We start from the raw sequence: 6194 nt of genomic DNA on the forward strand, positions 1-6194 counted from the left end.
CATCGAAGCTGATCGACGGCACCTTCCCCGACTACCAGCGCGTGATCCCGACCGGCAACGACAAGAAGCTGATCATCGATCGCCAGAGCTTCGCCGCCGCGGTCGATCGCGTCTCGACCATTTCCTCCGAACGCGGCCGGGCCGTGAAGCTGTCGATCAATGACGGCCAGCTCACGCTCGCGGTCAACAATCCGGATTCGGGCAGTGCCACCGAGGAACTGGCGGCCGACTATTCGTCGGATCCGATCGAGATCGGCTTCAACGCCAAGTACCTGCTCGACGTCGCGGCCCAGCTCACCGGGTCGGAGGCCAAGTTCATGCTGGCCGACGCCGGCTCGCCGACGCTGATCCATGACATGGCCGACGAAACCGCGCTCTATGTGCTGATGCCGATGCGGGTCTAGGTCTCTTTGTCGACGCAATTCCGGACGGAAACCCGCAGTGCACTTTTCCTGGAATTGCGCTTTTGTCTGTCGCAATTCCCGACGGAAAACCGCAGTGCACTTTTCCTGGAATTGCGCTTTTGTCTGTCGCAATTCCGGACGGAAAACCGCAGTGCACTTTTCCTGGAATTGCTTAGCGGACCTGATGTGTCGCCGTGACCGCGGATGCGAAACAGCTTCGGCAGCAAAGCTACATAAGTAAGTTAACGCTTACGAATTTCCGCAACTATGCGGCGCTTTCGCTGGAACTTGCCCCTGGCGCGGTGGTGCTGTCCGGCGACAATGGTGCCGGCAAGACCAATCTCCTGGAAGCGATCTCGTTCCTGACGCCTGGCCGGGGCCTGCGCCGCGCGCCCTATGCGGATGTGGCGCGCGAAGGCGGCGACGGTGGCTTCGCCTTGCATGCGCGCATCGAGGGGCCGGAGGGCCAAGTCGAGATCGGCACCGGCATTTCCGGCGGCGACACCGCCGGCGAAGGCGGCAGGAAGGTGCGGATCAACGGCGCGCCGGCGCGATCGGCCGAGGATATGCTCGAATGGCTGCGGGTCGTCTGGCTGACGCCGGCGATGGACGGCCTGTTTCCCGGGCCGGCGGCGGTCCGCCGCCGCTTCCTCGACCGGCTGGTGCTGGCGATCGACCCCGGCCATGGCCAGCGCGCGCTCGACTATGAGAAAGCCATGCGCGGCCGTAACCGCCTGCTTACAGAAGGCTCCCGCGACGACGCCTGGTTCGACGCGATCGAGACGCAGATGGCCGAAACCGGCGTGGCGATCGCCGCGGCGCGGGCCGAGTTGGTGCGGCTGCTTGCCGCCATGATCGACAGATTGCCCGGCAGCGGGCCGTTTCCGCAGGCCGATATCAGCCTCGCCGGCGATCTTGAAAGCGCGCTCGGCAGCGCGCCTGCGGTCGATGTCGAGGAACGCTATCGCGCGGCACTCGCCAATGGCCGGGAGCGCGACCGCGCCGCCGGCCGGACGCTGGACGGCCCGCACCGCTCCGACCTGGTGGTGCGGCATCGGCCCAAGTCGATGCCGGCGGAACTGTGCTCGACCGGCGAGCAGAAGGCGCTGCTGGTCGGCATCGTGCTGTCGCATGCCAGGCTGACCGGCGAGATGTCGGGCCTGACGCCGATCCTGCTGCTGGACGAGATCGCCGCGCATCTCGATGCAGGCCGGCGCGCGGCGCTGTTCTCGATCCTCGAGGAGCTCAACTGCCAAGCCTTCATGACGGGCACGGATGCCGCCCTGTTCTCGAGCCTTGAAGGCCGGGCGCAGTTCCTGACGGTCGATCATGGCAGCGTCGAGCCGACCGGCTAGCCCGTGAAGAAGCTATTTCGGCGCTGTGCCACCAGGCGTTGCCTTGCGTCGTGCGAAACCTTTTCCTCGTCATGTGGACCACAAGGTTTGCCTTGCGCTTACTGACAAGGCTCTGCGCCATCGATAAAGTCCAGCCATGACCGATGCCGCCCTCACTGACGAAGAGCTCGAACGCTACGCCCGCCACATCGTGCTGCCGGAGATCGGTGGGCCGGGGCAGCATAAGCTGAAACGGGCGCGGGTGCTGGTGATCGGCGCCGGCGGGCTCGGCGCACCGGTGCTGGAATATCTAGCCGCCGCCGGCGTCGGCACGCTAGGCATCGTCGATGACGATACGGTTTCGCTGTCCAACCTGCAGCGGCAGGTGATCCATGGCAGCGACACGATCGGCTTGGCCAAGACCGACAGCGCCGCGGCAGCGATCATGCGCATCAACCCTAACGTCGCGGTGGAATCGCATCGCCTGAGGCTGACGGAAGCGAACGCCCCTGCCCTCGTCGCCCGTTACGATGTCGTTGTCGACGGCTCCGACAATTTCGAGACGCGGTACGCGGTCGCCGATGCCTGCGCCAGCGAGAAGAAACCCCTGGTGACGGCCGCCGTCGGCCGCTTCGACGGCTCGGTCACGGTGCTGAAACCGTTCGAGACAGGCGCCGACGGAAAGCGCAACCCGAGCTATCGCGACCTGTTCCCAGAGGCGCCTCCCGAAGGGCTGGTGCCGTCCTGCGCTGTTGCCGGCATTGTCGGCGCGCTGACGGGCGTCATCGGCGCGCTGGAGGCAATGGAGGCGATCAAGCTGATTACCGGCATAGGCGAGCCGCTCATCGGCCGGCTGCTGCTCTATGACGGGCTCACAGCCCGCTTCGACATCATCCGCTACAAGGCCGTCTGAGCGTATGGACCAGACCGTCGGCATTTCCATTATCGGCCTTCCCGCGGATTTCGACGGATGGGACGACTTGCTCGCGCTGATCCGCCGCGCCTTTGCCTATATGGACGGCGTCATCGACCCACCGTCATCGGCGCATCTTCTGAGCGCCGACAACCTTGCCGAGAAGGCGAAAAAGGAGACGTGCTTTGTGGCCGTCGAGAACGGCCGTGTCGTCGGCTGCGTCTTCGCGCTGGAGCGGGCGCGGGATTTCTATGTCGGCAAGCTCGCGGTCGAGCCAGCGCTTCAGGGTCAGGGTCTCGGAGCCCGGCTGATGCAAGCGGTGGAGGATCTTGCCCGCGCGCGCGGCAAGGATGCGATCGAGCTGCAGAGCCGCATCGAGCTGACCGCAAACCACGCAGCCTTCGCCCGGCTCGGCTTTCGCGAGACCGGGCGCACGGCGCATGCGGGCTATGACAGGTCGACCTCCATCACCATGCGCAAGGTGCTGCCTTGAGCCTGGCCCTCAGCCCGGAAGAACAGGCGATCGCCGCCCGGCAGGACGGCGCGGGCATGGCGATGCGCATCGTCGCCGAAAGCGCCAAGCTGCTCGGCGCGCCACGGCTGATCCCGATCGCGTCCGCGCATATCGACGGGGCGCTCTATCACGGCGATTCCGGCACGCTGTTCGCCGAAAAGCTGGTCGAAGGCGGCGCGAAGGTCGCGGTACGCTCGACGCTCAATGTCGGAGCGCTCGACCTGATGGGCTGCTCGCGCATCCGCCTGGAAGAGCCGCAGCGCGGCATGGCGCGGCGGATGATGGAGGCCTATCGCAAGCTCGGCTGCGAGCAGAGCTGGACCTGCGCGCCCTATCAGGCCGGGCACAGGCCAGCACTCGGCAGCGACGTGGCCTGGGGCGAGTCCAACGCGGTCGTCTTCTGCAACTCTGTGCTGGGCGCGCGCACCAACCGCTACGGCGATTTCCTCGACATTGCCTGCGCCATCACCGGCCGCGCGCCGGATTACGGCATGCATCGGCCTGAAAACCGCCTGGCGCGGCTGGTATTCGACGTCTCGGGCCTGTCGCCCTCCTTCCTTGCCTCGGAGATCGCCTGGCCTGTCCTGGGCAGCCTCTACGGCCGTGAGGTCGGCAACGCAATCGGTGTCGTCACCGACGTGGCCAGTCATCCCGGCGAAGACGCGCTGAAAGCCTTCGGCGCTGCGGCCGCATCGTCCGGCGCCGTCGGCCTGTTCCACATCGCCGGCGTGACGCCCGAGGCTCCCGACGTCGCAAGCATCCTGGCCGGGCCGGAACCGGAAGCGGTGATCCGCGTGACGCCTGAGATGGTTGCCAAGGCCCGCGCGGGCCTGTCGACCGCGGCAGCGCCTAAAGCCATCGATGCGGTGGCGATCGGCAGCCCGCATCTTTCGAACGCCGAGTTCGACAGCCTGGAGCGGCTGATCGGCGGGCGGCGGCTCGCGGTGCCGATCTATGCGTGCACCGGCCGTCACGCGCTTGCCTTGCTGGAAAAGGACGGTCGGCGAAAGAGGCTCGAGGCCAGCGGCGTCGTCATCGTCGCCGATACATGCGTGGTGGTGACGCCGATCATGCCAGACATCGGCAACGGCGTGCTGATGACCAATTCGGGCAAGTTCGCGCATTACGCGCCGGGCAACACCGGATATGCGGTGCTCTACGCCTCGCTCGCCGATTGCGTCGAAAGCGCGGTCCTCGGCAAGCCGGTCTTCACGGATGTCGGCGCATGAACTCAGCAGCCGAAATCCTGGTGCCGGGCAAGGCCGGCGAAGGCGAGGCGCTGGTGCTGACGGCGCCGATCAGCTTCTGGGGCGGCGTCGACCCGAAGACAGGCCGCATCGCCGATGTCCGCCACCCGCAGCATGGCGAAGTCATTGCCGGCCGCGTGCTGTTCCTGCCGGGCACGATCGGCTCGTCATCGGCTTCGGCAGTGCTGATGGAACTGGTCCACAACGGCCGCGCGCCGGTGGCCCTGGTGCTGCAAGAGCCGGACGCCATCCTGCTGCTCGGCCTGATAGTCGCCCGGGAAATGGGCTGGCAGACGCCGATCGCGGTGCGGCTCGACCGCGGCGCGTTCGATGCCTACCGCGGAGGCGCGGTAGCCGTCGGCGCGGACGGTGCGATTACCGCGGCCGTTTAAGCCCTCAGGTCCTCAGCGGCAAAACCCGATCCGGCGGGCGGTGGCCGTCGAAGAAGGCGCGGATGTTGATGATCACCTTCTCGCCCATGTCGATGCGGCCCTCGAGCGTGGCCGATCCCATATGCGGCAGAAGCACCACCTTGCCCTTGGCGGCAAGCTTCAACAGCTTGGTGTTCAGCGCCGGCTCGTGCTCATAGACGTCGAGGCCGGCGCCGGCGATCTTGCCGTCATGGATCAGCTTGATCAGCGCTTCCTCGTCGATGATGTCGCCGCGCGCCGTGTTGACCAGGTAAGCCGAAGGCTGCATCAGCGCCAGCCGGCGGCCGGACAAAAGGTGGAACGTCGCCGGCGTCGAGGGACAATTGACCGAGATGATGTCCATGCGGGCCAGCATCTGGTCGAGGCTTTCCCAATAGGTTGCCTCCAGCTCCTCCTCGACCGCCGGCAGCACGCGGTGCCGGTTGTGATAGTGGATCGACAGGCCGAAGGCCTTGGCCCGCCTGGCGACGGCCGTGCCGATGCGGCCCATGCCGACGATGCCAAGACGTTTGCCCCAGATGCGCCGGCCGAGCATCCAGGTCGGCGACCAGCCGGCCCATTTCTTCTCGCCTGTCAGCACATTGGCGCCTTCGGCGAGCCTGCGCGGCACGGCGAGCATCAGCGCCATGGTCATGTCGGCGGTGTCTTCGGTGAGCACATTCGGCGTGTTGGTGACGGTGATGCCTTTCTTGGCGGCCGCCGAGACGTCGATCTTGTCGACGCCGTTGCCGAAATTGGCGATCAGCTTCAGGTTTTCGCCAGCCTGGGCGATCAGCGCCGCGTCGATGTGGTCGGTGATGGTGGGAACCAGCACGTCGGCTTCCTTGATCGCCGCGACCAGCTCCGGCTGGGTCATCGGCCGGTCCTCGACATTCAGCCTTGCGTCGAACAGCTCGCGCATGCGGGTCTCGACAGGGTCGGGCAGCTTGCGCGTGATGACGACGAGGGGCCGTTTTTTGCCTGCCATTTTATCCCCGAAGCTTGCTAGATCAGGTTGACGTCTCGTTGAATCGTCATCCTGATCCTGCTCTTTTTTGGAGCATGATCGTTTCCGAAAGCCGATTCCCACTTCTCGGGGTCATGCTCTCGAAACCGATCTCGTTGAGACCTCTTTAACCAAGACCGGCGAAACTTGTAGCCAGTCACGGCATCAGCCCACTCCTGTAACAAGCGGTGCCGCCGAAGACAAAGAAAAAGGGGCGCTCATCCGACGGACCGGCGCCGAAAGGAACGAAAGTGTCTGGTTTCGCGTCGCTTCGCCTGGCCTTCAGCGCAGCCATCCTTGGCGCCCTCCTTTGCGCGCCGCAGGCATTCGCGCAAAGCGCGGCCGCGCCGGCGCAAACCATAACGC

7 protein-coding genes are annotated in these 6194 nt (G+C 65.8%); 6 read left to right on the plus strand and 1 reads right to left on the minus strand.

Features of this window, described 5'->3' with window-relative positions; all coding sequences use genetic code 11:
* From EOA24_RS24320 to EOA24_RS24350, 6 genes are all read left to right on the plus strand, one after another.
* The coding region (locus tag EOA24_RS24320; RefSeq protein WP_133374591.1) for a DNA polymerase III subunit beta at nucleotides 1-404 on the plus strand (404 nt) is incomplete at its 5' end.
* A 194-nt stretch (nucleotides 405-598) separates the two neighbouring features.
* On the plus strand, nucleotides 599-1759 hold the full coding sequence (recF, locus tag EOA24_RS24330) for a DNA replication/repair protein RecF (RefSeq protein WP_127410141.1): 1161 nt from the start codon (nucleotides 599-601) through the stop codon (nucleotides 1757-1759).
* A gap of 136 nt (nucleotides 1760-1895) precedes the next feature.
* Nucleotides 1896-2651 (plus strand): molybdopterin-synthase adenylyltransferase MoeB, encoded by a 756-nt coding sequence (locus tag EOA24_RS24335; protein WP_126079391.1) that lies wholly within the window; start codon nucleotides 1896-1898, stop codon nucleotides 2649-2651.
* A 4-nt stretch (nucleotides 2652-2655) separates the two neighbouring features.
* Nucleotides 2656-3144, plus strand: coding sequence for a GNAT family N-acetyltransferase (locus EOA24_RS24340; protein ID WP_126079392.1), 489 nt, complete (start codon nucleotides 2656-2658; stop codon nucleotides 3142-3144).
* Nucleotides 3141-4394 carry an aconitase X catalytic domain-containing protein gene (locus EOA24_RS24345; protein WP_126079393.1) on the plus strand — a complete coding sequence of 418 codons (1254 nt, stop codon included), beginning with the start codon at nucleotides 3141-3143 and terminating at the stop codon, nucleotides 4392-4394. The genes EOA24_RS24340 and EOA24_RS24345 overlap by 4 nt, the downstream gene beginning before the upstream one ends.
* Nucleotides 4391-4804 (plus strand): DUF126 domain-containing protein, encoded by a 414-nt coding sequence (locus EOA24_RS24350; protein ID WP_126079394.1) that lies wholly within the window; start codon nucleotides 4391-4393, stop codon nucleotides 4802-4804. Before EOA24_RS24345 ends, EOA24_RS24350 begins: the two co-directional genes overlap by 4 nt.
* Before the next feature lie 4 nt (nucleotides 4805-4808).
* Here EOA24_RS24350 and EOA24_RS24355 read toward each other — a convergent pair whose 3' ends face one another.
* On the minus strand, nucleotides 4809-5810 hold the full coding sequence (locus EOA24_RS24355; protein ID WP_126079395.1) for a D-glycerate dehydrogenase: 1002 nt from the start codon (nucleotides 5808-5810) through the stop codon (nucleotides 4809-4811).
* Between the last annotated feature and the right edge of the window lie 384 nt (nucleotides 5811-6194).

It is taken from the genome of Mesorhizobium sp. M2A.F.Ca.ET.039.01.1.1 (genome assembly GCF_003998035.1).
GTDB lineage: Bacteria > Pseudomonadota > Alphaproteobacteria > Rhizobiales > Rhizobiaceae > Mesorhizobium.